The organism is Seohaeicola sp., from assembly GCF_048006315.1.
Lineage (GTDB): Bacteria > Pseudomonadota > Alphaproteobacteria > Rhodobacterales > Rhodobacteraceae > Seohaeicola.
This window is the reverse complement of record NZ_CP180350.1, coordinates 2,449,166-2,472,791: the sequence shown is the minus strand read 5'-3', so window position 1 is coordinate 2,472,791 and position 23,626 is coordinate 2,449,166. Positions and strand designations below refer to the sequence as shown.

Annotated in this window: 27 protein-coding genes; 16 read left to right on the top strand and 11 right to left on the bottom strand. The window is 59.4% G+C overall.

The genetic code is table 11. The features are described 5' to 3' along the window. Position 1 precedes the first annotated feature (1 nt). A complete protein-coding gene (gene ubiB, locus ACMUJL_RS12500) occupies positions 2–1,537 on the top strand; it encodes a 2-polyprenylphenol 6-hydroxylase (RefSeq protein WP_375573773.1) in 1,536 nt (511 codons plus the stop codon). Here ubiB and ACMUJL_RS12495 read toward each other — a convergent pair. From ACMUJL_RS12495 to ACMUJL_RS12485, 3 genes are all read right to left on the bottom strand, one after another. Further along, positions 1,518–2,453 carry a phosphotransferase family protein gene (locus ACMUJL_RS12495; RefSeq protein WP_375573775.1) on the bottom strand — a complete coding sequence of 312 codons (936 nt, stop codon included), beginning with the start codon at positions 2,451–2,453 and terminating at the stop codon, positions 1,518–1,520. The genes ubiB and ACMUJL_RS12495 overlap by 20 nt on opposite strands. A gap of 123 nt (positions 2,454–2,576) precedes the next feature. Further along, positions 2,577–3,206, bottom strand: a complete 630-nt coding sequence (locus ACMUJL_RS12490) for a flagellar hook capping FlgD N-terminal domain-containing protein (RefSeq protein WP_416914295.1) — start codon at positions 3,204–3,206, stop codon at positions 2,577–2,579. A 45-nt stretch (positions 3,207–3,251) separates the two neighbouring features. After that, positions 3,252–5,057, bottom strand: a complete 1,806-nt coding sequence (locus ACMUJL_RS12485) for a flagellar hook-length control protein FliK (protein ID WP_375573779.1) — start codon at positions 5,055–5,057, stop codon at positions 3,252–3,254. Between the two features lie 147 nt (positions 5,058–5,204). On the opposite strand from ACMUJL_RS12485, the gene ACMUJL_RS12480 reads away from it, so the two are divergent. From ACMUJL_RS12480 to ACMUJL_RS12455, 6 genes are all read left to right on the top strand, one after another. Then, a complete protein-coding gene (locus ACMUJL_RS12480; protein ID WP_375573781.1) occupies positions 5,205–5,465 on the top strand; it encodes a rod-binding protein in 261 nt (86 codons plus the stop codon). After that, complete coding sequence (locus tag ACMUJL_RS12475) at positions 5,452–5,835, top strand: flagellar biosynthesis protein FlgN (RefSeq protein ID WP_375573783.1); 384 nt, start codon at positions 5,452–5,454, stop codon at positions 5,833–5,835. Before ACMUJL_RS12480 ends, ACMUJL_RS12475 begins: the two co-directional genes overlap by 14 nt. A gap of 213 nt (positions 5,836–6,048) precedes the next feature. Then, complete coding sequence (locus ACMUJL_RS12470; RefSeq protein ID WP_375573785.1) at positions 6,049–7,365, top strand: flagellin; 1,317 nt, start codon at positions 6,049–6,051, stop codon at positions 7,363–7,365. Between the two features lie 57 nt (positions 7,366–7,422). Then, positions 7,423–7,821: a flagellar biosynthesis regulator FlaF gene (gene flaF, locus ACMUJL_RS12465; RefSeq protein ID WP_416914294.1), complete on the top strand. Its 399-nt coding sequence runs from the start codon at positions 7,423–7,425 to the stop codon at positions 7,819–7,821. Further along, on the top strand, positions 7,818–8,222 hold the full coding sequence (gene flbT, locus ACMUJL_RS12460; protein ID WP_375573789.1) for a flagellar biosynthesis repressor FlbT: 405 nt from the start codon (positions 7,818–7,820) through the stop codon (positions 8,220–8,222). The genes flaF and flbT overlap by 4 nt, the downstream gene beginning before the upstream one ends. Next, on the top strand, positions 8,219–9,016 hold the full coding sequence (locus tag ACMUJL_RS12455) for a DUF1217 domain-containing protein (RefSeq protein ID WP_375573791.1): 798 nt from the start codon (positions 8,219–8,221) through the stop codon (positions 9,014–9,016). Before flbT ends, ACMUJL_RS12455 begins: the two co-directional genes overlap by 4 nt. Positions 9,017–9,025: 9 nt before the next feature. Here ACMUJL_RS12455 and ACMUJL_RS12450 read toward each other — a convergent pair whose 3' ends face one another. Then, positions 9,026–10,477, bottom strand: coding sequence for a FliI/YscN family ATPase (locus ACMUJL_RS12450; RefSeq protein ID WP_416914293.1), 1,452 nt, complete (start codon positions 10,475–10,477; stop codon positions 9,026–9,028). A gap of 86 nt (positions 10,478–10,563) precedes the next feature. On the opposite strand from ACMUJL_RS12450, the gene ACMUJL_RS12445 reads away from it, so the two are divergent. Genes ACMUJL_RS12445 through ACMUJL_RS12405 form a run of 9 tightly spaced genes read left to right on the top strand, consistent with a single transcriptional unit; the run spans position 10,564 to position 15,159 of the window. Further along, positions 10,564–10,953 (top strand): FlgB family protein, encoded by a 390-nt coding sequence (locus tag ACMUJL_RS12445; RefSeq protein ID WP_375573795.1) that lies wholly within the window; start codon positions 10,564–10,566, stop codon positions 10,951–10,953. Positions 10,954–10,964: 11 nt separating this feature from the next. Continuing rightward, positions 10,965–11,357 carry a flagellar basal body rod protein FlgC gene (gene flgC, locus ACMUJL_RS12440; RefSeq protein ID WP_375573797.1) on the top strand — a complete coding sequence of 131 codons (393 nt, stop codon included), beginning with the start codon at positions 10,965–10,967 and terminating at the stop codon, positions 11,355–11,357. Positions 11,358–11,382: 25 nt separating this feature from the next. Continuing rightward, positions 11,383–11,673: a flagellar hook-basal body complex protein FliE gene (fliE, locus tag ACMUJL_RS12435; RefSeq protein ID WP_375573799.1), complete on the top strand. Its 291-nt coding sequence runs from the start codon at positions 11,383–11,385 to the stop codon at positions 11,671–11,673. After that, the gene (locus ACMUJL_RS12430) at positions 11,673–11,942 is read left to right on the top strand and encodes a flagellar biosynthetic protein FliQ (protein ID WP_375573801.1); all 270 of its coding nucleotides are present in this window, start codon (positions 11,673–11,675) and stop codon (positions 11,940–11,942) included. The genes fliE and ACMUJL_RS12430 overlap by 1 nt, the downstream gene beginning before the upstream one ends. A gap of 1 nt (position 11,943) precedes the next feature. After that, a complete protein-coding gene (locus ACMUJL_RS12425) occupies positions 11,944–12,657 on the top strand; it encodes a flagellar hook-basal body complex protein (protein WP_375573803.1) in 714 nt (237 codons plus the stop codon). A gap of 42 nt (positions 12,658–12,699) precedes the next feature. Beyond that, positions 12,700–13,485: a flagellar basal-body rod protein FlgG gene (flgG, locus tag ACMUJL_RS12420; RefSeq protein ID WP_375573805.1), complete on the top strand. Its 786-nt coding sequence runs from the start codon at positions 12,700–12,702 to the stop codon at positions 13,483–13,485. Continuing rightward, on the top strand, positions 13,485–13,901 hold the full coding sequence (flgA, locus tag ACMUJL_RS12415; protein WP_375573807.1) for a flagellar basal body P-ring formation chaperone FlgA: 417 nt from the start codon (positions 13,485–13,487) through the stop codon (positions 13,899–13,901). Before flgG ends, flgA begins: the two co-directional genes overlap by 1 nt. Positions 13,902–13,914: 13 nt before the next feature. Next, the gene (gene flgH / locus ACMUJL_RS12410) at positions 13,915–14,646 is read left to right on the top strand and encodes a flagellar basal body L-ring protein FlgH (protein WP_375573909.1); all 732 of its coding nucleotides are present in this window, start codon (positions 13,915–13,917) and stop codon (positions 14,644–14,646) included. Between the two features lie 6 nt (positions 14,647–14,652). After that, positions 14,653–15,159: a flagellar basal body-associated protein FliL gene (locus ACMUJL_RS12405; protein WP_375573809.1), complete on the top strand. Its 507-nt coding sequence runs from the start codon at positions 14,653–14,655 to the stop codon at positions 15,157–15,159. Positions 15,160–15,181: 22 nt separating this feature from the next. Here the strand turns inward: ACMUJL_RS12405 and ACMUJL_RS12400 are convergent, their stop codons facing one another. The 7 genes from ACMUJL_RS12400 to motA form a co-directional block, all read right to left on the bottom strand. Beyond that, positions 15,182–15,565 carry a hypothetical protein gene (locus tag ACMUJL_RS12400; protein ID WP_416914292.1) on the bottom strand — a complete coding sequence of 128 codons (384 nt, stop codon included), beginning with the start codon at positions 15,563–15,565 and terminating at the stop codon, positions 15,182–15,184. Then, a complete protein-coding gene (gene flhB / locus ACMUJL_RS12395; RefSeq protein WP_375573813.1) occupies positions 15,565–16,701 on the bottom strand; it encodes a flagellar type III secretion system protein FlhB in 1,137 nt (378 codons plus the stop codon). The genes ACMUJL_RS12400 and flhB overlap by 1 nt, the downstream gene beginning before the upstream one ends. Beyond that, positions 16,664–17,443: a flagellar biosynthetic protein FliR gene (locus tag ACMUJL_RS12390; RefSeq protein WP_375573815.1), complete on the bottom strand. Its 780-nt coding sequence runs from the start codon at positions 17,441–17,443 to the stop codon at positions 16,664–16,666. The genes flhB and ACMUJL_RS12390 overlap by 38 nt, the downstream gene beginning before the upstream one ends. Further along, positions 17,440–19,521, bottom strand: coding sequence for a flagellar biosynthesis protein FlhA (gene flhA / locus ACMUJL_RS12385; protein WP_375567934.1), 2,082 nt, complete (start codon positions 19,519–19,521; stop codon positions 17,440–17,442). Before flhA ends, ACMUJL_RS12390 begins: the two co-directional genes overlap by 4 nt. 1 nt (position 19,522) lies before the next feature. Continuing rightward, the gene (locus ACMUJL_RS12380; RefSeq protein ID WP_416914291.1) at positions 19,523–20,329 is read right to left on the bottom strand and encodes a transglycosylase SLT domain-containing protein; all 807 of its coding nucleotides are present in this window, start codon (positions 20,327–20,329) and stop codon (positions 19,523–19,525) included. A gap of 122 nt (positions 20,330–20,451) precedes the next feature. After that, complete coding sequence (locus ACMUJL_RS12375) at positions 20,452–22,728, bottom strand: hypothetical protein (RefSeq protein WP_416914290.1); 2,277 nt, start codon at positions 22,726–22,728, stop codon at positions 20,452–20,454. Beyond that, positions 22,725–23,594, bottom strand: a complete 870-nt coding sequence (motA, locus tag ACMUJL_RS12370) for a flagellar motor stator protein MotA (RefSeq protein WP_375567940.1) — start codon at positions 23,592–23,594, stop codon at positions 22,725–22,727. The genes ACMUJL_RS12375 and motA overlap by 4 nt, the downstream gene beginning before the upstream one ends. Positions 23,595–23,626 lie beyond the last annotated feature (32 nt).

The following is a 23,626-nucleotide window of genomic DNA, read 5'->3' as shown; positions in this document are numbered from 1 at the left end:
GATGCGCGGACCTCACAACATCTGGCGCCTGATCCGCACCGGTGCCACGCTTGAGCGGACCGGCGCGATGGAGGTTGTGCTGGACGCCTTGAGCGCGCCGCGATTGGTGCGGATCGTGTTGCGCGGCATGGTCTGGCCGTTCCGCTGGCTGGGCATCAAGGGCGATGTCACCATGCCACCCGCAACCCGTGCCCTGACGGCGCTGGGCCCGGCCTACATCAAGTTCGGACAAGTCCTGTCGACACGCCCGGATGTGGTGGGCGACGAACTGGCCGTGCAGTTGCGCGTGCTGCAGGACAAGCTGCCGCCCTTTTCGATCGAACAGGCCAAGGCCAGCGTCGAGGCGGAACTTGAACTGCCCGTGGACGAGGTGTTTTCCGAATTCGGGCCACCCGTTGCCGCCGCCTCGATCGCGCAGGTGCATCGCGCCCGCTTGCGCGACACCGGCGAGGATGTGGCCGTCAAGGTCCTGCGGCCGGGGATCGAACGCGCCTTCCGCAAGGATATCGACGCATTCTATTTCGCAGCCGGGATGATCGAATTCCTGTCGCCTGCCTCGCGGCGTCTGCGGCCCACCGATGTGATCACCCATTTCGAGGGCGTGGTCCTTGGAGAGCTTGACCTGCGGCTTGAAAGCTCTTCAGCCTCGGAATTCGCGGCGAATACTGCGTCGGATGCGGGTTTTGGATTGCCTGAAATCCAGTGGATGTTCTCGGGCCGTCGCGTGATGACGATGACCTGGGTCGAAGGTGTCCCATTGGGCGACAATGCCGCCATAGATGCGGCCGGGCATGACCGGCGCGTGCTGGGTGAACGGGTGCTGCAACTCTTTCTCAACCACGCTCTGCGCGACGGGTTTTTCCATGCGGACATGCACCAGGGGAACCTGAAGATCGCGGCGAATGGCGATATCATCGCCTATGACTTCGGGATCATGGGCCATATCGACGAGTATACCCGCCGCGTCTATGCCGAGATCCTGTTCGGCTTTATCCGCAAGGACTACAAGCGCGTGGCCGAAGTGCATTTCGAAGCGGGCTATGTGCCTGCGAATCGTGATGTGGATGAATTCGCCCGCGCCCTGCGCGCGGTGGGAGAGCCGATCTTCGGGATGGACGCCACCCAGATCTCGATGGGGCGGCTGCTGAGCTATCTGTTTGATGTAACAGAACGTTTCGGAATGGAAACGCGGACCGAGCTGATCCTGCTGCAGCGTACGATGGTGGTGGTCGAGGGTGTGGCCCGCAGCCTTTATCCGCAGATCAACATCTGGCAGGTCGCGAAACCGATCGTCGAGGACTACATCAAGCAGAGCATCGGCCCCCGCGCCGTTTTGCGCGACCTTGGAAAAACCGCGCAAGTGATGGCGCGTTTCGGTCCGAGGTTGCCGGGGCTGGTGGAGGCCGCCTTGATCCGGCAGGCCACGGCCGGCGATGCAGAACCGCGCCCCAGCCGCTGGGCTCCTCTGCTATGGATGGGTCTGGGCGCGGTGACGGGGGCAGGCGGTACGATCGCCGCTATGGTTTTTCTGGGCTGATTGCTTGGCCTGAAAGAAGCTGCAGCGCCGCCAACTCTGCCGCGAGGGCGGGACCATAGGCCATATCGGGCCTGTCCTGTTGCATTTTCCAAAGACAGTAGGCTGCCATGCGCCAATGCAGAACCGGTTGCAGCGCATTCAGCCGCTGCGTTGCTGCCGGATCATCATATGCCGCCAGGAAAAGCTGCCTTTCCTCCGGTGACAATGGCCGACCGCGCGCGATCTGTTGCATCGCCGGCGACAGGAATATGGCCAGATCAAGAACGGGGTCACCCAGGGCCGGGCATTGCCAGTCGATCAGGACAGGCGGCGCCGCGGGATCATCGGCGGGACAGACAAGATTGTCCGGCACCGGATCACCATGCAGCAGGCACCGCACGCGCGAGGGGGGCACATGCTGGGTCGGCGCAGGTTGCGGAAGCCGCGCCGCCTGCGACACGGGCAGATCTGCCAGCATCGCCAGTGCCTGCTGGGCCAGCGCATCAGATCCATCGGGTGCGGCTGGCAAAGCCGTCAAATCCTCTGTCACGGGTTGCTCATGCAGCGCCTTGAGGGTTCTTGCCACCCTTTGGGGACCCTCACGCCAAACCTGTCCGGCCTGATGAGCATAGACAAGGACGGGATCCGCTGGTGTTCCGGCCTCACACAGAACCTTGGGGGCCAGACCAGTCCCGTTCAGCGCGGCAAGGACGCGCAGTTCAGCCAGCGGATCGTTGCGAAACAGGGGCGTGGCCGCTGCCCTGACATAGCGTTTCACCACGCGCGCGCCCCGAGGATCCTCGACCTTCCAGATGTCGTTGGTGCGCCCACCACGCAGGACAGTCCATCTCTGGTCCGGCAGGATCTCTCCGGTTCGGATCAGATCTCCGACAAGGGCCGGCGGAGGCATGTTCTGAGACTGTGAATAATCAGGCATGCGCGCCGTAGTCCGCCATGGTTTTTCATCACTTCGCACCATCGCTCACGCCTGTCTCGGAAAAGACGCGTCGATGTGCTTGTGCTTGACCTAGTCTGTCCTTCTGCCAAAGCCCAGACAAGATCAAGGCAATCTCAGTTGCGCAATGCCTTGACCTGCGCGGCATCGATACTGGCCCCCCCCTCCATCACAAGAATGGTGCGGCCTGCATCGAGTTCGCGCCTCTTCGATGCGGTGGTAGACTTCGGCGGTGGTGGTGCCGGTCAGGTCGCCATTGTTGTAGTTTTCAACCTCGAAACCATAGAGTCCCGAGGGAAAGAATTGACCCGCGGCATCGCGACCTGTCCATTCGAACATCTGCTGATCCAGTGACAAAGGCAGGCTTTCCACGACAGAGCCCTGCGCGTTGCGGATGACGATACGGGCCGCATCGGCCGTCGGCGACACGGTTGGGTAGACACTGACCGGAAAGCCGTCGAAGGGGGCTGGCATTGGCGCACGCGCCTCCATCCCGACCCAGGTGGCCAGTTGCGCCATGCCCATCTGACCCATCTGGCCCGACAGCCCGGTCAAGAGATCATTTGTCATGACCTGTTGTTCCACCGACGAAAAGGTCGCGAGCTGCACTGCGAAATCGGAGGATTCGATAGGGTTGAGAGGGTCCTGGTTCTTGAGCTGCGTCGTCAGCATCTTCAGGAAAGTCTCAAAATCCGAGTTGATGACAGGGGCCGGCGCCGATTGCGCAGCCTGCACCGTGGGGCGTGTGCCGATGGTATCGATGGGTGTCATTTTCAGTCCCTATATCCGCATGTCGAGGCCATTTTTCTGGCCTTGCCCGCCATCCAAAAGGATGGTCCCGGGCTGATCTTCCGGTGCAGCCGACGCGGCCTGATTGGGGCCGCCATTCGATTGATTGTCTTGCCCCTGATTCTGCTGGCCAAAGGAAAAACTGATCAGCCCGTATCCAAGATGGCGGAATTCCTGCGCAAGCTGATCTATGTGCCGACGCATCAGGTCGAGCGTATCCGGCCGTTCCGCCTGAATGGTGACGGTTATTCCACCGTCGGCCATGGCCATGCTGATCCGCACCTTCCCCAATTCCTCAGGGTTCAGATGCAGGTCAACCGGCCCATCGGCGGCACGCGTCGCCACATCTGCAACCTGTTGCGCGACATGTCGTGGCAGATCGATTCGCGGCATGGCCACATCCGGACGCGGCGCCGCACCCGCGGGGCTGATGGCTGCTGTCAACAGGCCCTCTGGGGTTTCCTCTGTCTTGTGCCCGTCCACGGCCGCTGCCCCGGTCACCAAGGGGTACCCGGCCAGAACTGCCCCAAAGGGTGCCATATCCTGAATCCTTGGTGCTGACGCCACAATGGGGACAGTCGGCTTGTGCCTTTGCATTTCAGGTCTTTCGGACTTTTGCGGCGGCACCTGGATTTCTGCACGCCCTGCGTCCCGGGCCAGATCATCGATTGCCACGGGCGGTATTGGCTGCACCGGCACCATTGATGTCGCTGGTCCCGGCGCAGTTTGCGGTCGGCCCCGGTTGCTGGCTGTCGCCTGGGTTTCAGCGCCCTGCGACCCCACAACCGTTGAAACCGCACCTTGCCAGGATGAGGCCGCTTTCGGTGAAGCCAGAGCGGCTGAATCGAGCCTGACCATGGTCCTTTCGCCCGTTTCAGAGGGCTGCAGCAAGGTGCTTGATCCCTTCTGCAGGGACAAAGCCACCTCCTGCTGCCCCACTGCCGAATCGCGCCGGGATAGGGAACGTGAAGAAGGCTCCTCGGTTCCGGTTGGGTCGGCGACAGCTGTCAGCTGTATCTTCTGGGGCGAGTCAGTCTCTGTTTTGGGTCGAGGCGATGCGTTGCGATCATCACGGGGGAAAGTATCGACCTCGGTTCGTGCGGCGGCAGTGACAGGATATGGCGCCGGCGTCGCATCTTCATGCGGCGTGCTGGGCAAGCCGTTCCGCGCCGCACCGTCGACAAAGGTGAATTCCTGCAAGGATATGACCCGGTCCCTGACCTTGGTTGCACCACCCTGCACCGTCGCCACAGCCAAGGGGCCGATCGAAGTTTCATCACCGTCAAGCATCTGTCGACTGGCCTCCGCACGGCCGGATTGGTTCAGATGCTTCTCTGATACGGCATTTTCGGCCAGATTCGGGTGCCATGGTGCAGATTTCACAGGTTGGACAGGAACCTCAGCCACCTGCGGAACAGCGAGACCGGGGTCGCTTGAATCCGCGCTGGGCACATCTTGCGTGGCAGCCTCATGCATTTCGGAAAATGCCGCTGCAATCAGCGGTTCCTCGGCTGCCGAAAGGGTGCTGTCAGTCGGCGAATCCTCTTTTGAGGCAGTGCTTTTTCCCGCTATCGCCTGCAGGTCAGGGCCGGAACAGCATTCCTTGCCCTCAAGGTCCATCGGCGCGGACACGCCCTTGCCGATATGTGTCATCATTTCAGCGAAATCGGGCAGATCCGCCAGGATGAGATGCGCCGAACCCTGGGCGGGATCACCGCTTGTACGTGCAGCTGTCAGCCCCTCCGAAGGCAGGGGCAGCGATCTGGAGCTGTTGATGAGCAACGGCGCAAGGGACATCCGGTTCTCCGAAATTTCTGTCTCGGATCAGATTGCACGGATGTCGTTACCGCTTCTTTACCACCGACAGGTCATAGTGAAGAAAATCACGTCAATTGGAGCAAACCAGTGCCGCAACCCCCTTCCTCTGTCCTGCATTCGCCTGTCTTGCCAACGCATGCATCGCGCCCGGAAAAGACGCCCCTGCGCGCAGCAGCCGAACAGCTCGAGGCCGGTTTTCTTGCCGAAATGCTGAAATCGGCGGGGTTGGGAAACACCAGCCCCTCGTTCGGAGGCGGGGCCGGTGAGGACCAATTCGCCTCGTTCCTGCGACAGGCACAGGCCGAAAGGATGGTCGCCGCCGGCGGAATCGGACTGGCGGAGAACCTGTACCTTGCCCTGAAGGAGCGCCAGAATGAGCAGGAATGAACCAAACCGCACGGAATCGAGCCTGAGTGCCACGCTTTTGAGCGACCTTGACGACATGCTGGAAAGGGAGCGCGCGGCCCTGCTTGCCGGCGATCTGGAGGGGCTTTCGCGCATCCTGCGTGAAAAGGAACGCGTCATCGATGCCTTGAACCAGGGGCTGCAAGGTGAACCGGGCAGCCTTGATGCATTGAAGACAAAGGCGAACCGGAACCAGGCGCTTCTGGACAGGGCCGTAGAGGGAATTCGTGTCGTTGCAGACCGTGTTTCGGCGCTGCGTCGCGTGAGGGAGACATTGGAAACATATGACCAGTCAGGGCGAAAGACGACCTTGGAGTCATTGCACAAAGGCCGTGTGGAACGACGCGCCTGACGTGGGATTTGCATCAAATCCTGCATAATTCCGGGTCCCTGCTTAGGACTCCCTTAGGACATCGTCGGTCATGTTGGCTTCGCATCCGATCGGATGGCGCAAGTGTCGGATCCACACGGTTCTTGCAGATGTCAGAAGGCATGCGTTCGGACAGTCAGTCCGACTTCATGAACCGGTGCAAAATTGCGCCTCACGTCAAAGGAAATACAAGCTATGTCCAGCATTCTGACAAACAACGGCGCAATGGTGGCGCTGCAGACTCTGAAAAACATCAATGCCGATCTCGGCAAGACGCAAAACATGATCTCGACCGGCAAATCGGTCAGCTCCGCCAAGGACAACGCCGCGCTTTGGGCCATTTCGAAGGTCATGGAATCAGATGTGAAAGGATTCAAGGCGATCAGCTCCAGTCTTTCACTGGGTCAGTCGACCGTCGCGGTCGCCCGTCAGGCATCTGAAACGGTCACCGACCTGTTGACCCAGATGAAGGAAAAGATCGTTGCTTCACAAGAAAGCAACGTCGATCGCGGCAAGATCCAGGAAGACATCGTTGCATTGCGCGACCAGATCACTTCGGTCACCACTGCGGCGCAGTTCAACGGCCTGAACCTTCTTTCGAACCGCGAGAATACCGCCGGCAGCGGATCTGTCGACATTCTGTCCTCACTGGATCGGGCCGCGACGGGTGTCACCTCCAGCAACATCTCGGTCAGAAAGCAGGATCTTGGAACCACGGCGACCAATTGGACGACGGGCACGGCAGAAGCAGCCGGATCCGGAACGCGCATCTCCGGTACGCTCGATGCAGCGACGGCGGTAGCGCTGGCCGGCAACGGCACGGTCGTGGACAATTCGGAAACGCTTGTCATCGACACTGTTGCGGCAGGTGTTGGTTTCCAGATCAACATTTCCGCCAGCGGCGGAACGGTTCCGGCCGCCTTCAATACCACCGCCGCTCGCGAAGTCTCTTACGTCGCACGGGACGGTGACACGCAAGCCGATGTGGCGAATGCGCTGGCCAATGCCTTCAACAATCGCGTTCAGGGGTTGAAGGATGCAGGCACTCTTCCGGCCGCATCGCAGCTGAACGCCGCGGTCACTGTCGGCGCAACAGGCGCGGCAACGATCACCTTCACCTCCAGCAGCGCCCTGGCGGCAGATACGGTTTCCTTGCAGGCGGTGCAGACCAATGGCGCAACGGCTGGCGGCCGGCTGGAAGCACTGAACGACATCGATGTCACAACGGGCGCAGGGTCCGACAGTGCCTTGACCGAAATCGAAGGACTGATCCAGGTCGCGATCAACTCGGCCTCGGCCTTCGGTTCTGCCCAGGGTCGGGTCGATACGCAAATGGCCTTCGTGGACCAGATGACGGACGCGCTGCGCTCGGGAATCGGGACTCTTGTCGACGCCGATATGGAAGAGGCATCCGCGCGTCTGCAGGCGCTGCAGGTCCAACAGCAGCTGGGCATCCAGTCGCTGTCGATCGCGAACCAGGCACCGCAGTCCATCCTGTCCCTGTTCCGTTGATCCTCTATGGCACGGGGGTGAGACAAGCCGCCTCCGTGCCGTTTTTCTGAGCCAATAATGCAGCAGGAAGGATACGACGTGAGAAATCACTCGCTGGCGCATGGCGCTTATCAACAGATTTCCGCACCGACACGAACGGTCAGGAGCACCGAATACGACGTCGTGGCGCGCGTGACACACAGATTGAAAACAGCGGCCATCAAGGGAAAACCAGGATTTCCGGATCTTGTATCGGCGCTGCATGACAATCAAAAACTCTGGTCTGCATTCGCGCTGGATGTTGCGGATCCGAAAAATGCGCTGCCGCAGGAACTTCGTGCCCAGATCTTCTATCTGGCCGAGTTTACCTTTGAACAGACACGGAAAGTCCTGGCCGGAAAAGCGGACATTGCACCGCTGCTGGACATAAATACAGCCATCATGCGCGGGCTACGTGGGCCGGGGCAACCAGGATGAGCGGCCTTGTCCTCAAACTGAATCCAAAGGAACGGGTTCTCATCAACGGGGCTGTCATCGAGAACGGTGACAGGCGTAGCCGTCTCTCCATCATGACACCGAATGCGCATATCCTTCGCCTGCGCGATGCAATTCATCCTGACGAGGTGACAACGCCCGTGCGCCGGGTTTGCTTTGCGGCGCAGTTGGTTCTTTCCGGCGACGCGGACCCTGCGGACTCCCGGTTGCCGATGCTGCGGCGGATTGAGGAGTTGAGCCAGATACTGACCGACCCCGATAGCCGCACGCAACTCGCCAAGGCATCAGAGGCGGTGATTGCCGGTCAGTACTATGCCTGCCTCAAGGCCTTGCGCACCCTTTTGCCTCGGGAGGATCGCCTGCTGGCGGTTCGCAGGACATGAGCTTTCAGCCGGTCATCCCGCAGTCGGGCCTGGCTGGCTGGCGCTTTCTGCAGCGAACCTTCGACTCGCAAACCATGGCTTTCGAGAAAACGCCTTCCTTGGCGAGGGACACCGCCTATTTCGAAGCGAGGATAGGATCGATCAATACGGCGCAAGAGTTGGTTCAGGATCGTCGCCTGTTGCGTGTCGCATTGGGTGCTTTCGGCCTGCAACAGGATATCGACAGCAGGTTCTTCATCCGAAAGGTGCTGGAAGGCGGAGTTCTCGATCAGGGTTCCCTGGCAAACAGGCTGGGAGATGACCGTTACCGTGAGCTGTCGAGGGCATTCGGCTTTGGTGATTTCCCGGTCCCCAGCACCAGGCTTTCCGATTTCGGGAAAAGAATCACCACATTGTACCGGCGACAGCAGTTCGAATTTGCCGTTGGCCAGCAGAATGAACCGATGCGCCTTGCGCTTAACGCGACACGGGACTTGCCGGGGCTTGTCGCAAGTGGCGACAGCGAGACGACAAAGTGGTTCAAGATCATGGGGCGCCCTCCGCTTCGCGCGGTGTTCGAGACTGCTTTGGGCCTGCCTCGAAGTTTCGGCAGTCTGGACCTGGAACAGCAATTGGGTGTTTTCCGCGAACGTACGCGTAGCCAGTTGGGAATAGCCGATCTTTCCGAACTGGCCGATCCCGGCCAGTTGGACAAGTTGCTGCAACGCTACCTTTTGCGCGCGGAATCCGCAGAACAGGCGCGCTTCGGATCTTCCTCGATCGCACTTGGACTACTTTTGAACATGAGACGCTAGGACAGAGCCCTAGGGCCCGGACCGACCCTGCGGAGCCATGCGCCTTGCCGCCGGACTTGGCGCAGACAACTGGGTTTCGGGCAGCGCACTGCTCTCACGGGGCATCATGGGCGCGGATGGGCCGGGGCGCGGGTGCACGGGGCGGGCACGGCGCAGAAGCAAACCGAGGCGGGCGAAACTGTTGGCGATGTCGATCCTTTCTTCCTCGGCAAGGAATGCATCCAGTTCTGACCAGATGCTGATTGCCCGATCCAGCAGGGGGTCACTGCCATCAACATAGAGACCCGCGCGGATCATCATCTCGGACTGCTCGTAGATGGCCAGAAGGCGCCGCACCTCTGCCAATTGGGCGCATTCAGTCTCTGTTGCCGCAGAAGGAAGGCTGCGCGACACCGAGCGCAGGACGTCAATCGCAGGGTAGCGGCCCCTCTCGGCGATTCTGCGATCCATGATCACATGCCCATCCAGAACGCCGCGCAGGATATCGGCAACCGGTTCATCCATGTCCGACCCAGCAACAAGCACCGTGAAAACGGCAGTGATATCGCCACTGTCCCCCGCCCCCGGACCCGCCCTTTCGCAAAGCGACATGATCGTATGGGCGGTAGATGCGGGAAAGCCACGCAGGGCTGCAGCCTCTCCTCCGGCGACTGCGACTTCGCGATGCGCTTCGGCAAAGCGTGTGACGGAATTGGCCAGAAGCAGAACATGCAGTCCCTGATCCCGAAAGTGTTCCGCCACGCTCATCGCCGTCCAGGCGCAACGGCGCCGGACCAGCGCAGAGCGATCAGATGTGGCCGCAACCACAACCGAACGGGCCATTCCCTCTGCCCCAAGCACCGTGTCCACGAATTCGCGCAATTCGCGACCCCGCTCCCCTATGAGGGCGACAACCACCACATCGGCCTGCACCTGCCGTGCCAGCTTGGCCAACAGGCTTGACTTGCCGACACCGGACCCGGCGAAAAGGCCAAGACGTTGCCCCTGCACCAGCGGAAGGATCGTGTTGAAAACGGTCAATCCCGTCTCAAGCCGCGCCCCGAAGCCGCGGCGCTGCGCCGGCGGCGGCGGCGCTGCCAGAACCGGTCGGGATTTTGTGCCACGCAGCAGCTGCCGACCATCAAGAGGGTTCCCGTAGGGATCGATGACGCGCCCCAGCCAGGCATCCGTTGGCGCGATATCCGCAGGATCCTGCAGAAGGACCGGATCGCCCAGCGCGACACCCTGCGTCGATGCATCCGGCAGCATCATCAGATCGTCAGCGCGCAACTGCAGCACTTCGCCGTCAAGCCAGGACCCGGATTGGCGCATGACACGTAGCCGATCCCCGATTCGCGCGGCGGCACACAGCCCTGTGACACGCAGATATCCCGCCTCGACGGCGCAAACGCGGCCCGCCTGCCGAACGGCACGCAGCCGGGCGAATTCTGCGTGAAGATTGTCGAGTTCGGACTTCCGCATCTGCGACTCCAATCCAATTGCTGAAAACAATTTCTAAAGGAATCAGAGTTAAGCCTTGGTTGCAGAAACACGTGGGAGAAGCCCCGATGCATCAAAATCTGACTCTTTTCCGTCTGGCACATGCGATGGCCAGCCATGCAGGTACACGGCAAGCGGTGATCTCGCAGAATATCGCGAATGCGGACACCCCGGGCTACCGCGCGAAGGACATTCCCGCCTTTCGAGACATGGTCGGACAGGGGGGCGGATCGGTGCAACGGGCGACGCGACCTGCCCATCTCAACTTCGGGCAGAACACGGCATCACCACAGATCGTCGCGGCAGCCGCCACCGGACAAACCAGCCCCAACGGGAACAGTGTCTCGTTGGAGGAGCAGATGCTGAACGCCGTCGAGGTCAAGCGCCAGCATGATCGCGCATTGGCCATCTACAAATTCACCCTTGGTGTCCTTCGGACAAGCCTGGGACGACGCTAGAAAGGCGCAAGATGAACGAATTTTCCCACTCTCTTTCCGTTTCTGCCAGCGGGTTGAAGGCCCAGGCGGCCAGGTTGCGGCACCTTTCGGAGAATATCGCCAATGCCGACACGCCAGGATACCGGCGCAAGGCAATCCCATTCGAGGCCACGTATTCGGCGCAGGACGGAGTCAGCCGGGTCACGACGGGTCGGGTGAAACTCGATCAATCCGATCTGAAGCAGATTTACGACCCGTCACATCCGCTTGCGGATGCCAGCGGCCATCACGATGGATCGAATGTCGATCTGGTGGTCGAAATCGCGGACGCGCGCGAAGCGCAGCGCAGCTACGAGGCGAACCTCAAGATGTTCGAACAGGCGCGGGAAATGTCCTCGGGCCTGATGGACTTGCTGCGTCGATAAACTTCCACTCAAAAGGAGAAACCTGATGGATATCAGACCTGTCACAGCCGCGCATGGCTATGCGGCCGCAAGGCCCGCCACCGAACCGCTTCCCGACACAAACGAAACCTTCCCGACCGCCGCTGGCGTGATCCAGGATTTCGCGACAACCCTCAGGGAGGGCGAGGCCGTGGCAAAGGCCGCCATGACCAGCGGCGCGGACCCGCATTCCCTTGTCCAGGCACTGGCCCAAACCGAACTCGCCGTGGAAACAGCCGTCACTTTGCGCGACCGCGTGGTCGAGGCCTATCAGGAAATCCTGCGGATGCCGGTCTGATGCTGACCGAGACCATCTTCTTCGGCACGCTGCGTCAGGGTCTTTGGGTCGCCGTCATCACATCGGTCCCGATCCTGACGGTAGCGCTGGTGGCAGGCCTGACCATCGGATTGTTCCAGGCGCTGACTTCCATCCAGGAAATGACCCTGACCTTCGTGCCCAAACTCGCCGCAATCGTTGCGGTGTTCTGGGTGTCGATGGGGTTCATGTCGCAGGCGTTGGTCTCGTTCTTTCAGGACCAGATCATCCCGATCATCATCGGAGGCTGAATTGGACAACGCGATCTACACGACCCTGACCCGGCAATCGGGGCTCATGCGCGAGATACAGGCGCTGGCCAACAACATCGCCAATGCGTCGACAACGGGTTTCAGGCAAGAGAATGTGATCTTCTCGGAGCATGTCAAAAGGGTTGCCGGCGGTGCATCACTGTCGATGGCGACGGCTTCGGTGCGCCACACCTCGATGTTGCAGGCGGGACTTACCCAGACGGGTGGCCCGCTTGACCTTGCCATCGAGGGTGAGGGGTTTTTCCTGATCGACACCCCCCAGGGCGAGCGATTGACCAGGGCCGGGCATTTTTCGACATCGGCCGAAGGCGAATTGGTGACGGCGGACGGGCATCGTGTCCTGGACAGTGGCGGCGCCCCGGTCTTTCTTCCGCCGGATGCAGGCCCGCTTTCGGTTGCCGCGGATGGCACGCTCAGTGCGAACGGTTTGCCCTTGTCGCAGATCGGGTTGGTGCGTCCGCGCGATCCATCCGGCCTGATCCGCGAGACCGGCCTGCTTTTTCGCGCCAACGACGGGTTCGAACCCGCCGAGAACGGCAGGATCGTTCAGGGTTTCCTCGAATCATCGAATGTCGATGCCATCGGTCAGATCGCGCGGATGATCGAAGTTCAGCGCGCCTACGAGATGGGTCAAAGCCTTCTTGAGCGCGAGGATGAACGCATCAGAACGGCCATAAAGACCTTCATCCGGTAACCGAACCCGAGCACGAAATACCGAAACAAAAGGAGTTGCAGAATGCGTGCCCTCAAGATCGCGGCGACAGGCATGGCCGCCCAACAGATGCGGGTCGAGACGATCTCGAACAACCTCGCGAACATGTCGACCACCGGGTATAATGCAAGGCGCGCGGAATTCGCCGATTTGCACTATCAGCAGGCCACCCGCGCCGGGACGGTGAATGCAGCTGACGGGACCGTGCTGCCAACCGGCATCCAGCTTGGCCTTGGCGTCCGGCCGGCCGCCGTATCGATGCAACTGGCGCAAGGGGCCTTGTCGGCAACCGGCGGCGATCTTGACCTTGCGATCGAGGGGCAAGGCTATCTTGAGGTCACATTGCCCTCGGGCCAGGCCGCCTTTACCCGCGACGGCGGCCTGAAGCGATCAGCCGATGGGGTGATCGTCACATCCGACGGATTTCCGGTTGCGCCGGAGATCGTGATCCCGGCGGATGCGCGCAGCCTGTCGATCAATGCCGCCGGAGAGGTTTTTGCCTATTTCGATGACGCGGTGGAAGCGCAGCTTCTGGGTCAGCTGACCCTGGCAGGCTTCACCAATCCCAAGGGGCTTGAAGCCATCGGCGGCAATCTTTTCGTTGAAACCGAGGCTTCCGGGCCATCCCTTGTATCAGAGCCTGGTCAGGATGGCCTGGGCACGCTGCGGCAGGGATATCTGGAAGACAGTTCCGTGGACCCGGTCCGCGAGATCACCGAACTGATCGAGGCGCAGCGCGGGTATGAGTTGAATGCCAAGGTCATCTCGGCTGCAGACCAGATGCTTGGCGCAACGACGCAGGTGAGATGATGCGGTTTTTCGCCTTGTTCGTCTCTGTTTTCGTCGTGACACCGGTTCTGGCCGATACCGTTGTGGCCACGCGCACCATCAGGGCGCATAGCGTGCTGACACCGCAGGACCTGGCCATCAAGCCGATTGCCATGATCGGAACCTTCGACGATCCGGCGCTTCTTGTCGGGATGGAGACGCGAACCGCGCTTTACGCCGGCCGTCCGATCCGCGAAGGCGACATCGGTCCTCCGGCCATCATAGACCGCAATCAGATCGTGACACTGCTCTACAGGCAAGGCGCACTTACGATCACGGCCGAGGCCCGATCCTTGGGGCGCGGGGGTATCGGTGACACGCTGCGCGTTCTCAACATGTCCTCTCGCATGACGGTCGAAGGCCGAATTCAGGTCGATGGCAGCGTTCTGGTCAAATAGGAAAATCCACATCATGTTTCGCCTTATCAGTGCCTGTTTCGCGGTATCGCTGGGCCTTTCCGGCTGCGGTCGGGAAGACCATATCGGCAGGGCACCCAGTTTCACGCCAAGTATGAGCAATACCGAGCATATGGCGATGCTGTCGCCAGGCCTGCCCCTGGCCGCCGAAAACACGGCACCCTTGCAGCAAGCCTCGCTCTGGAACGGGGGCAGGAATTCCCTGTTGGGGGATCGCCGCGCGATGCAACGCGGCGACATCCTGACAGTTGTGGTCGAGATCGACGACGAGGCGGAAATCTCGAATACAAGTGCACGGTCACGAAACGGCGCGGAAAGCCTGAACCTGCCGCAACTGTTCGGCTTGCCGCAGCGCCTTGATGAACGTTTGCCGGATGGCGCCAGTGCCGCGGCGGCCGTCTCCATCAATTCTTCAAGCGATTCCCGCGGCACCGGTACGGTAAGGCGCAACGAGAAACTGACGCTGCGCATCGCCGCCACGATCCTCGACGTCTTGCCCAACGGCGTTCTGTCGATCCAAGGGTCGCAGGAGGTCAGGGTTAATTTCGAGATGAGGGAACTTTCCGTCTCGGGTTTCGTGCGCCCTGCGGACATCAGCCGGCAGAACGAGATCACCTATGACAAGATAGCATCGGCGCGGGTCTCTTACGGTGGGCGCGGTCAGATCAGCGACATGCAACAGCCGCGGATCGGACAGCAGGTCCTGGATGCCATCCTTCCGTTTTAAGGACACATGATGAGAAAACTGATTCCCGTTCTTCTGGCACTCCTGGGTCTCGGTGGTGGGGTGGGTGCAGGCTTGGCGCTGAAACCTGCTGCACCAGCAGAGGTCGACACGTTGGAGACGGGCAATCCATGCGGTGACCTGTCGTCGGCGACCGCAGAGCAACGCGCAAGCACCGGTCCGGCACCCGAGTTGCAGGAATACGTGAAGCTGAACAACCAGTTCATCGTACCGGTGGTCCTGAACGAACGCGTCAACGCACTGGTTGTTCTGTCCCTGAGTGTGGGCGTCACAAAAGGCCAATCAGGCATGGTGTTCGATCGCGAACCGAAGTTGCGCGATGCATTTCTGCAGGTTCTGTTCAATCACGCCAATATCGGCGGGTTTCAGGGATCCTTTACGGAAAGCACCAACATGGCTGTCTTGCGTCGCGCACTGAACGAGGCCGGCCGCGCCGTTCTTGGCGAAATGATGGGCGATGTCCTTATCACCGACCTTGCACGTCAGGATGTGTGACGCCGTGTCTGCTCCAGCCTGATCAGTCTCTGTCACTGGCCTTGTTGCGTTTGGCTTGTGCCTCATTCCTTGCGTTCGTCACAAGAGTTGCAGCAACCTGCGATCGCCCAAAGGCCAGGCGAAGCGCATCGATCAGCGCTGCTTTCTGCACCATCAGGTTTGCCAGCTGCATGTTGATTTCGCTGCGCTGCCGCATCAACCACCCCTGCCAGAGCAAATCAGCACCCAGCGCGCGCATGGCATGATCATCCAGGGCCGATTCCGCCCTTGTTTCGCGCATATCGTCCAGGCGGCGCAAGTTGTCACGCAACTTGGCTTCCTGGAGAATGAGGCGCTGCAAACCGGATACCCGGCTTTGGTACATGGCATCCATGACACTGCTGACGTCTTGGAGGGCCTTGGACACTAGAGCTTACCTCCCCTTTTGCGGCGTATCGCCTCGGCAAACCGGATTGCGGCCGCAACGGCGCGGTAATGCTGAGGAGCAATCTCGACCCCGATGTCGGTCGTGGCAAAAAGGGCGCGCGCGGTCGGCGGATCGCTGTGCAAGGGTACGCCATTTTCCATGGCCAATGCACGGATGCGGCTGGCCGTATTATCAACGCCCTTGGCAACACAAACAGGTGCTTCACCCCGCTTGCGACTCCATTTCAAGGCAACGGCATAATGTGTGGGATTTACGATCACGACATCGGCCGTCGGAACGTCCAGCATCATCCGGTTGGTGGCGATGTCATACCCACGGTTCCGGCGTTCCTGCTTGAGATAGGGATCACCCTCGGCCTCTTTCGCCTCATCCCGAAGCTCCTTGTGAGACATGCGGTTCTTTCGGATGTGTTCCTGTTTCTGCCAGAACAGATCCCCCAGACCGACCAGCAGAGAAACGCCAAGCACCACGAAAAGGAACGCCATGGTCAGCTTTCCCAAAAGCACCATTGCGATACCCGGTTCGGTCCAGATCAAGATCATCAGATCATCCAGCCGATCCTTGAGAAAGAACCACAGGACGACAGAGTAAATGACCATCTTGACCAGGCTCTTTGCGAATTCGAAAAGCCCGACGCGGCCGAATTTCTGCCCGGCGTTATGTAGCAACGAAATCCGCGAGAGCCGCGGCGCAAGATGAGATGGGGTGATGACGAAGATCCGTTGAATCAGGATCATCGTCAGCGCCGCGAGGGCCGGAAACAGGAACCATGGCGCAAGAAGCAGCGAAAGCTCTGCGGCAAGACCCTGGAACCCCGCAGCGGCAGCCCCGTCGAAAACCAAGGGCGCAAGCCGATCAGGCTGCTCCAGAAGCCAGGCCAATGCAGCCCCAAGTCCCGTGAGTGAGCCAGTTCCCGCAAACATGAACGCCAACAGAAGTCCTGCGTAACTCCCGGCTGTGGTCAGATCACTCGACCTTGCGATATCCCCTTTCCGGCGCGCCTCCTCCAGTTTTGTCTGGGTAGGCTCGTGGGATTTCTCGGCATCATCATCCTGGTTCGCTGCCATCCGGTTGTTCCTAAGGTGTTGACCCAAAAGGGTTTTCAGCGAAGACACGCAACGCCTCCAACCAGGCGGTCAGCATGACAGGCGCCAGCAACATGAGCAGGACGAGGGCACCCAGGGTAATGGCGGGCGCGCCAACAAAGGCAACCATCAGCTGCGGCATGGCCCGGTTGATGACGCCAAGCGTCAGATTATAGAGGAAAGACACGATCAGGAACGGCGCCGACAGGCTGAAGGCAAGCGAAAAGCTTTTGCCGATCTGCGCGATACCCCAGGAAGAAAGATCGCTCGGGTCTGGAAATTGTCCCATCGGCAAAAGCGTGTATGACAGAACCATGGCCCGCGCGACCTGGACATGCAGACCAGCCATGACGGCGAGCGCCAGGCCTGCAACAACCAGAACCTGACCCAGGGCAGGCATCGGATCAACGGCAGAGCCGCCGAGGATCTGCGAAAGAGACAACGCCTGCGCCGCGATCACGCCAGCAGTTTGCAACGCGATGACGAAGAGGCGAAACCCCACTCCAAGCGCCAGACCAATGACCGGCTCCGTGAGAAGAAACGGTGTTATTGCCTGGAACGACATGGTCGCGACGGGCTGCATCACTGGCAGGGCAGGAGTGACCACCAGCGTGAATGCCAGCGCCAGGGCCAGCTTTACGCGTAAAGGGACACTCTGCTCGCCGAATGCCGGAAGCACCGACATCACGGCACCAATACGCAGGAAGACGATGAAACCGTGCCACAGGGTTGCCTGATACGCTTCGACAAACGAGAGGAGCTGACTGCTCATGCCGCGACGATCCCGACAAGTGAAGGCCGGGCTTCAAGCCCGATTTCGTCGAATGAGAGCACCGGATTTGTGATCCCACGCGCCGTCATCACGGTTCTGAGGAACCGCCTGCGCCGGGTCGAGGTGACGACCGCAGGATGGATTCCCCGATTGCCCGCGAGGCTGATCTGCTCACTTACCGATGTGGCCAAACGGTTGAAAGCATCAGGTGGCAACGCAATGTCGACGGCCCCTCTTTCTCCGTCAATCTGGTAGGTCGCAAAAATGTCTTCCCACTCCGATGCAAGCTGGAGAAGCGGTATGGTGCCATCTTCACGTCTAAGTTCGGCAATAAGCTGGAATCCAAGGCGTTTCCGGACATGCTCGCAGATCGCATCTGCCGTAGGAAACAGCATCCGCCCCTCCGCCACAGCTTCGAGAATCAGAGGCAGGTTTCGGATGGAAACCTGTTCCTCCAGCAAAAGCCTGAGCACGGCATGAAGCATGTCGACGGGAACACGATCCGGGATCATTTCATCAAGAAGTCTGCGGTTCGCCTCTGACCGGGCTGGATCGGACAGGCGTGTCATCTCGTCCAGAATGCGGCGAAGCGCCTTCAGGCTGAGCAGCCTGCCAAGGCTGCGTTTGACGACTTCGAGAAGATGGGTCGCAAGCACCTCGGCCGGGGTTACGACAGTAACACCCGAGATGGCCACGTTTTCCTGAGCAGAGGATGCAATCCATCTGGCCGGTGCCTGATAAACCGGTTCACGCACATCGATGCCCGGCGGCAAGCTGGTTCCGCTTTCCTGTGACAGGGCAAGAATCTGGTCGGGGTAGAGGCGCGCGCGCGCCTGCTCAACCCCCTGGATGCGAATGACATATGTTCCCGGTGGTAGCGCATGTTCGTCGGTCAGCCTGATCTCGGACAGTATCAGGCCGAAACTGCGGGCTACATGAGTCCGCATGTTGTTGATGCGAACATCAAGACCGGTTCCCGGATCCAGCACCATGCTGACCAGATCCGGCGCAAATTCGACATGGATGTCGTCAACGTCCAGCACATCCCCCATCGCTGCTGATGGCGCATTCGGCTGGGCGCCTTCCGTGACAACAGGAGCGGCTTCGGGGTCTTTCTGTCTGCGATGCGCAAGCAAGGCAGCAACGGCAAGGGCCGCACTGCCTGCAACGAAAGGCAGGAAGGGTAATCCCGGCATGAGGGCAAACAGGACAAGCAGAACCGCAACTGTGCCCAAAGCGGCTGGATACCGGCCCATCTGCGCCACAAGGGCAAGGTCAGTCGCACCCTGTGCACCGCCGCGCGCCAAAAGCAAAGCCGCTGCTATCGATATGATGACGGCCGGAATCTGTGTCACCAACCCGTCACCCACGGTCAGAATGGCGTAAGTCTCGAAGGCCAGTCCCAAGGGCATGTCATGGACGACCAAGCCCATGATCAGGCCCATGACGAGATTGAGGATCGTGATCAAAAGCCCGGCGATGGCGTCGCCTTTGACAAACTTGGATGCACCGTCGAGCGAGCCGAAAAAAGTTGTCTCTTGCTGCTCGCGTTCGCGCCGCGCCTTCGCCTCTTCATGTCCTATGGCGCCGGCGGCCATATCGCTGTCGATCGCCATCTGTTTTCCGGGCATGCCGTCAAGCGCAAAGCGTGCACCGACCTCGGCCATGCGGGCTGCGCCTTTGGTGATCACAAGGAAATTGACAATCAATAGAACGCAAAAAACCACGAGGCCCAGAAATACATTTCCACCCATGATGAAAGTGGCAAAACCTTCAATCACATCGCCAGCAGCATCCGTGCCCGTATGCCCCTGCCCGATGATCAGCTTGGTCGAGGAGATGTTCAACGAGAGACGGAGCATGAGCGTCGCGAGCAGGATCGTCGGGAAGGACGAAAAATCCAGAGGCCGCTCGATGAAGAGTGTAACCGTGAAGACAAGAATGGCCAGTGCAAAGGACAGTGCAAGCCCGATGTCCAAGACCCATGACGGCATCGGCAGTATCATCATCACGATGATCATCATCAGCGCGATCGCGAGCAGAACAGTCGGTCGCATGACGGCGCGAAGGGTCGTCATGTCAGCCACCTGGACTTTTCCGAAGATCGATCACCGGTGTAGAGGATGTACCGGAATGAAGTGGCACAAGCGACGCCAAGCCGGATCCTTGGCCGGGCTGTAGCAGCCTGAAACCATTCTCTCGCTGCTCCGTTGGATAGGGTCTGCTCAGCGCATTTTCTGGCAGGCGATCATCGCTCAGCTCGTCCACGATGGAATCAAAGCGCACCATGTAACGGTCGGCATGCACTGCGGTTCGGGAATGATATCTCGCGACTGCCTGACCCCAATCGCCGGTTTCCTCATATAGTGTGGTCAGAAATGACGCCGCATATAATGCGTTTGCCAACGGATCGAACATGTCCTCGATCGAAGCGAATTGCGCGCCATGCCACCTGTAGTTGATCTGGAAACAGCCAATGTCGAAGCTGCGCGCCCCGGTTTTGAAATAGTCGAAAACATAAACCTGTGCAGCCGCGCGTGTGTCGAACCATAGGCCGCGACCTTCCATGTTGACGGTCCAGGGCCATGGCTCTGTCACACCCTGATTGGCGCGGCCCGTCTCGGTTCGTGTGATCGCAAGAAGAATCTGGAGAGGCACACCCGTTTTTTGCGATGCCGCATGGGCTGCATTATCGCAAAGGAGAGCGGTGTTGGCCCTTTGATCGTACGCAGCCGCAGAGTTGGATGGCGCACCTGCAATCTTCGCGAACACGAGTAAAAACACGGCAAGGTAAATCCCGAGCCCGGTGACTGCGTCATTTCCGGTCTTGCCCGATCTGAAAACAAATTGATTTTCCCGAAGGAGATCTTTGACAGCCCTCAACATGCACCTCATCACAAGCCAACCGTGCGCCGTTCTTCGTGGTGAGATTGATGATAGCCCCAAGTGTCTTTAGATTCGGTAACCATGGAGGGATGCGGGCATTTGAACCAAAGTTGTTCTTCTGGTTACTGCTGTGTATCCAATTGAAATCGCTGAAGAAGGCTTTCGATGATCATTCGAGAGTTGCCGCTGGCGGTTATCAGGTCTCCCGTTTTTCGAAGCACGCCAGTCTCTTCGTTCTGCAATGCATCGGGCGAGGCGGTTTCAAGCGTTGACCCGTCATCGATCATCAAGCGCGCCGCTTGCGAAAGCACGTCATCATCTGACGCCATGAGAGTTGTCCAGTCACCGGCCAACCAGGCAAGGCTTCGATGTTTCTCTTCCAGTTCAAGGCCTTCTATTTCATCAAGTGCGGCCTCGAAATCCCCGCCACGTTGCTGCGCTTCAGCCCTGAGGAGTTTGACATCCTGCCCGGACAAACCAAGCAATTCCGCCTCGGCCTGCAGTGGCTGATCCAGCGCAAGTGCTGCCTTTGCCCTCAGCAAACGGCGCTCACGGCCTTCGTTCCCCTCGGCAGCCCTTGTCAGAAATCGATTTGCGATTTCCGGAAATCCCAGCGACAGCAATCGGGTTGCGATGCGATTTTCAGTTTCCGGAGCCAAGGCCATCAGTTGCCAGGTGACGGTACCGGCAAGAAAATCAACATCCGATCCATGGGACACAAGGCGCGACATGACGCGTGATGCCGTCACGCTGGCGTTGTCTGCGGGCAAGTCGTTGCTTTTCATCTTCAGGCGGTCAAGAGCTTCAGCAAACTCGCCCGCATGCGCAAGCGCGAGGATAAGGCTGCGTGACAAGTCAGCCGCGAGTGGCGAGCGCCGATTCTCGAAAAGATGGGCAGAGACAAGCTCAACCATCTCCGGTTCGATCGGTTGATCGGCCTGAACAGCGCTTTCTATGAACGTCACGAGGGCCTGTGGAGAGATCGCTGTGTTTGTCTCAACAAGAGCTTCCAAATGGTCTTCGGCACCCTCTGTGTTTCCATTTTCAAGCTCGACCGCAGCCGTTGCAAGCGCGACAGGAGGCGTGACTTGGCCCAGGGATCTGGTGATGCTTGCCAGCACTTCTTCGGCAGCAGCATTTTCACCGGCAGCAGACAGCCTTTCGACCAGACCGGGGCCCAACTGTTCCTTCAAGTGCGAAGGCAATTCTTCGAAGGCAAATCGAAGTTCCGACATGTTCAGATCAAGGGTCCGAGGCGGATCCTGATCGGACAGCAGGGACCAAAGCGCGACCGGGCCCTGACATTTGGTCATCCCCGATAACACGCCATTCTCGGAATCATGACCATGATCGATGATGCGCGCCAGGCTGAGCAGAAGATCAGTTTTTTCAGTGGAAACCTTCGCCATCGCGAGCGTTGCAATTGCCTCGGCCCCGAAACCGTAGTGGAGGTAGTGACGTGCCAGACCAAGAACCGCGTCAAGATCGACCCGATCCATATCCTTGGCAAGTTGAGTGCGCCAAACAGCGATGCCGGTCGAGAAACCGTCGACATGCCCCCAACTGGCGATATCGAGATCATCCCTCTGCACGCAGGTCAGATCCGGTTCCAACTGCTCGGCGAGGTCCGGGGCAACACGTGACAGCTCTGACGCAGCCCGTGTTCTGAGATTGGGGAAAGACGACAGATCAGGAACGGTCGCACCCTCTGTGCGGATAGCAGGCAAATCAGGGGCTGGTTGCAACAAGCCTTGGCGTGTTGCGCGGTCAATTTCTTCCATCAGTGGTGAGAGTTCCGTTGCGCGCTGCTCCGGCCTCGGGGAGGCCTGGGATAGAGCAGCCGACAGGAACCCAGCCTGAGGCCAGACGCGAACAACTTGCGGCGTTGCTGTCAGATCCGGCGCTGGCTTCGGGGGAAAAAGCGGCAGGCCAAGAAACTCTGCCGAATCCGACTCCTCGCCTACCCTTCCTGCTTTGAGCGACTCCACATCGTCGTAAACCGGGTCCATCCTGAGTGAACCAACCGCGTCCTGCTTCGGCAGCGCCTCGCCTATGTCGATGACCAGAAGCGTTTCGGAATGCCGAAAGACCCGGAAACCGCAATCGCATCCCAGCAGCACTTCCAGACCACGGGCATCGTCCCGTGGAATGATCCGACGGATGCGATCACGTTCGATCCTTTGAAAAACCGCTGCTGTTTCGATCGCTTGCATGGGCATGGAAAGAGACAGAAGCAGTTTGTCCTCTCTTGTATCGATGCGCCATTCCGCCTGTGGCAAAAGAGAGGCCGTCAGACGTGTATAGCCGTCATGTTCACCCGAACGCAGGGTCAGTGTCTGCGCCGACACTCCGGTGGCGACAAGAAAGAAGGCAAGAACAAGAAACAGCAATTGGATCATGCTGCGTCCTGTTTGACCGATTTCAACGCATCCTCAAGCTCGTTGAACGTTGGCCGAAAATGTGAGGGCGTGTTCTGGCGACCCACCTCGATGCAAATATTGGTCGCGTGATTGTGCAGATTGGCGACAAGAACTTCGCGGATCAGCTGATAGAAATGGGCATCCTCTTCGACAATCGACTTGATCTTGGTTGCGAATGGACCAACCAACCCATAGGCCAGAAACACGCCGAGGAAGGTACCAACCAGCGCCCCACCGATCATTTTTCCAAGTATTTCAGGGGGTTGATCAATTGACCCCATTGTCTTGATCACACCGAGAACAGCCGCGACGATGCCAAGCGCCGGCAAGCCGTCGGCAACTGTCTGCAAGGCATGACTCGAGTGCATGGCATGATGAAGATTGGATTCGATCCGTTTTTCCAACACCTCTTCGACCTGGTGTGGATCATCGTAGTTCAGGGCAGCAGAACGCATCGTATCGCAAATCAGTTGAACCGCCTCGGTATCGGTCATGATCTTTGAATACCTCGAGAAGATGGAGGAGGTTTCAGGGGATTCGATATGCTCTTCGATTGCGACCGGGTTCTGCCTTGCAAGGCGTATCAACTCGAACAGCAGGCAAAGCAGATCACGATAGTCCTGCTGTGTCCATTTCGGACCCTTGAAAACCTTTCCCATGTCTTTGGCGGTATGTTTCAACGCAGCCTTGTCATTGCTGATCATGAATGCACCGATCGCCGCTCCACCGATCATCATCATCTCGAACGGCAACGCCTTGAGGATGATCCCCAACGTGCCACCCGCAAGAAGGTAGCCGCCAAAGACCATCACGAAAATCATGACAATTCCGCCTATCCCCAACACCTTGGACTCTCCTTCTGTTTCCAGCTCTTGAA

Bases quoted from the DNA above. Each gene is read 5' to 3' on its own strand.
- ACMUJL_RS12455 (WP_375573791.1), top strand. From the start codon at position 8,219: ATGAGCTTTCAGCCGGTCATCCCGCAGTCGGGCCTGGCTGGCTGGCGC.
- ACMUJL_RS12450 (WP_416914293.1), bottom strand. From the start codon at position 10,477: ATGCGGAAGTCCGAACTCGACAATCTTCACGCAGAATTCGCCCGGCTG.
- flhA (WP_375567934.1), bottom strand. From the start codon at position 19,521: ATGACGACCCTTCGCGCCGTCATGCGACCGACTGTTCTGCTCGCGATC.
- flbT (WP_375573789.1), top strand. From the start codon at position 7,818: ATGAGCGGCCTTGTCCTCAAACTGAATCCAAAGGAACGGGTTCTCATC.
- ubiB (WP_375573773.1), top strand. From the start codon at position 2: ATGCGCGGACCTCACAACATCTGGCGCCTGATCCGCACCGGTGCCACG.
- ACMUJL_RS12380 (WP_416914291.1), bottom strand. From the start codon at position 20,329: ATGTTGAGGGCTGTCAAAGATCTCCTTCGGGAAAATCAATTTGTTTTC.
- ACMUJL_RS12445 (WP_375573795.1), top strand. From the start codon at position 10,564: ATGCATCAAAATCTGACTCTTTTCCGTCTGGCACATGCGATGGCCAGC.
- fliE (WP_375573799.1), top strand. From the start codon at position 11,383: ATGGATATCAGACCTGTCACAGCCGCGCATGGCTATGCGGCCGCAAGG.
- flgG (WP_375573805.1), top strand. From the start codon at position 12,700: ATGCGTGCCCTCAAGATCGCGGCGACAGGCATGGCCGCCCAACAGATG.
- flgH (WP_375573909.1), top strand. From the start codon at position 13,915: ATGTTTCGCCTTATCAGTGCCTGTTTCGCGGTATCGCTGGGCCTTTCC.
- flgA (WP_375573807.1), top strand. From the start codon at position 13,485: ATGCGGTTTTTCGCCTTGTTCGTCTCTGTTTTCGTCGTGACACCGGTT.
- flgC (WP_375573797.1), top strand. From the start codon at position 10,965: ATGAACGAATTTTCCCACTCTCTTTCCGTTTCTGCCAGCGGGTTGAAG.
- ACMUJL_RS12375 (WP_416914290.1), bottom strand. From the start codon at position 22,728: ATGATCCAATTGCTGTTTCTTGTTCTTGCCTTCTTTCTTGTCGCCACC.
- ACMUJL_RS12430 (WP_375573801.1), top strand. From the start codon at position 11,673: ATGCTGACCGAGACCATCTTCTTCGGCACGCTGCGTCAGGGTCTTTGG.
- ACMUJL_RS12485 (WP_375573779.1), bottom strand. From the start codon at position 5,057: ATGTCCCTTGCGCCGTTGCTCATCAACAGCTCCAGATCGCTGCCCCTG.
- ACMUJL_RS12470 (WP_375573785.1), top strand. From the start codon at position 6,049: ATGTCCAGCATTCTGACAAACAACGGCGCAATGGTGGCGCTGCAGACT.
- flaF (WP_416914294.1), top strand. From the start codon at position 7,423: ATGCAGCAGGAAGGATACGACGTGAGAAATCACTCGCTGGCGCATGGC.
- ACMUJL_RS12475 (WP_375573783.1), top strand. From the start codon at position 5,452: ATGAGCAGGAATGAACCAAACCGCACGGAATCGAGCCTGAGTGCCACG.
- ACMUJL_RS12390 (WP_375573815.1), bottom strand. From the start codon at position 17,443: ATGAGCAGTCAGCTCCTCTCGTTTGTCGAAGCGTATCAGGCAACCCTG.
- ACMUJL_RS12405 (WP_375573809.1), top strand. From the start codon at position 14,653: ATGATGAGAAAACTGATTCCCGTTCTTCTGGCACTCCTGGGTCTCGGT.
- ACMUJL_RS12495 (WP_375573775.1), bottom strand. From the start codon at position 2,453: ATGCCTGATTATTCACAGTCTCAGAACATGCCTCCGCCGGCCCTTGTC.